The organism is Citrobacter sp. VF227 (assembly GCF_052950715.1).
Window position 1 is genome coordinate 1 of record NZ_JBRFVF010000038.1, and the last position, 1,989, is coordinate 1,989.

The window sequence follows — 1,989 nt, forward strand, 5'->3', positions numbered from 1 at the left end:
CACAGCCGGTACACCGGGGCGGGCGTGGAGCTGGTGTCCAGCCCGGGTGTGGCGGGCAGCCTGTCTCTCTCCGCCAGTACCAGCCAGGCCCGGTACAGCAACGGGGATGTCCGGCGCGGGGAACGGACCGGGGTGGCCTGGGCTTTCGCCCCCGCCACCGGGGCGCGTATTCAGCTGAGCGCGTCGCGCCAGAGCGCGGACTATACCGAACTGGGCAGCTTCGATCCGGACGCGCCGGGGCGTCGTGCCCGGCGGGGCGCGGAGGAGGGGGGGAGCGATGAGACCCGTCTGTCCCGCAGCCGGCAGAGAAAGAATGAGCAGGCCCTGCAGTACACGCAGGCGCTGTGGGGAAGCAGCAGCATGGGGCTGTCTGCCTGGCAGCGGGATTTCTGGAACCATCCCGGCCGCGAGTCCGGGCTGACGGCCCGGCTCTCAGCCCGCCCGTGGGGCGTGGGATTCAGCCTCGGGGGCACCTGGTCTGAAGCGAACGGGCGGAGTAATTATGCCGTCTCCGCCTCCGTTTCCGTGCCGTTTGACCTGGCCGGGCGCCGGTATAACAGCAGTACCAGCGTGACCAGCGGCAGCGGGGGCAGCCGCAGCATGTCGGCCGGTCTCTCGGGGCCGGTCACTGACCGGCTGAATATGGGGGTCAGTACCGGTACCAGCCGGGGCGGGACGTCGCAGCAGGCGCTCGATGCGTCCTGGGCCGGGGAGCGGGTCCGCGCCAGCATGATGCTGAACCGTAATAACGCGCAGACATGGTCGGCCGGACAGGTTTCCGGCTCGGTGCTGGCCGTCCCGGCGGCAGGCAGCGTGGTGCTGAGCAGCAACACCCATGACACCGTGGCCATCGCGGGGGTACCGGGCGTGAAAGGGGTGCGTTTCAGCGGCAGCAATAACAACAGTACCGACAGCCGGGGGAACGTGGTGATCCCGCTGTCCGGGTATCTGCCCAACACCATTTCCGTCGATGCGGCGTCCCTGCCGGCGAATGTGGAGCTGGGTACCACCAGTCACACGCTCACCCCCACCTCGCAGGCGGTGGTCTGGCTGCCCTTTGAGGTGCTGGAGGTGAACCGTTATCTGCTTCAGGTGCGTCAGCAGAACGGGGAGTTTGTGACGCCGGGCACCTGGGCGAAGAGTGAAAAAGGCACACCGCTGGGGTTTATCTCTCATAACGGTGTGCTGCTGATTAACTACGTGGATAAACCGCAGGCCCTGCATCTGGATCGCTGCGTGATACCGACTCAAAAACTGAAAGAGACCGACAAACTGCAGGAGGTGATTTGTGAAAATTAAACACGGCGTGCTGGCCCTGATGCTGGCCGGAATGATGAGTGCCGGCGCCCAGGCGGCACTGGTGATGGATGCCACCCGGTACATTTTTAAAGGCGACCAGCCTGCGATTTCCGTCACGGTTGAAAACACCTCAACCCGGCTGTTCGGGGGGCAGGTCTGGCTGGACAACATTACCGAGACTGACACCCGGCCGAGCCTGGTGGCCACGCCTTCGTTCTTCCGGATCAAGGGAAAGGAGCGTCAGGTTTTCCGGGTGATCCGCGCGTCTGAACATGTGCCGCAGGACAGGGAGTCCGTTTACTGGCTGAACCTGCAGGATATTCCCCCGGCAAAGGAAGGCAGCGGTATTTCGGTGGCCATGCGCACCCGGGTGAAGGTGTTCTACCGTCCGGCCAGTCTGGTGAAAGACCGGGCGAAAGCAGAGGAGCGCCTGCAGGTGGAGAAACAGGGTGACCGTCTGATGCTGAAGAACCCGACGCCGTATGTGTTTGTGATTGGCAGCCTGCTGGACAAAAAGGGGCAGGTGCAGACGCTGACGCAGGCCCAGCAGGAAAAACTGGGGCTGTTTATGCCGGGGGATGCGCTGGATATCACGGGGCTGAATGTGTCGCAGGTCTCGGCCCTGACAGACCTGGGGGCACTGATAAACCACACGATTGGTAAAAAGCGCTGATGCGCTCAGGAGGCATC

2 protein-coding genes are annotated in these 1,989 nt (G+C 64.1%); both read left to right on the top strand.

The genetic code is table 11. The annotated features are described in order from the left end of the window. On the top strand, nucleotides 1-1,299 hold a 1,299-nt coding region (locus tag ACU8YC_RS24775), incomplete at its 5' end, for a fimbria/pilus outer membrane usher protein (RefSeq protein ID WP_446895931.1). Beyond that, on the top strand, nucleotides 1,289-1,972 hold the full coding sequence (locus ACU8YC_RS24780) for a fimbria/pilus periplasmic chaperone (RefSeq protein ID WP_446895932.1): 684 nt from the start codon (nucleotides 1,289-1,291) through the stop codon (nucleotides 1,970-1,972). The genes ACU8YC_RS24775 and ACU8YC_RS24780, both read left to right, overlap by 11 nt. Nucleotides 1,973-1,989 lie beyond the last annotated feature (17 nt).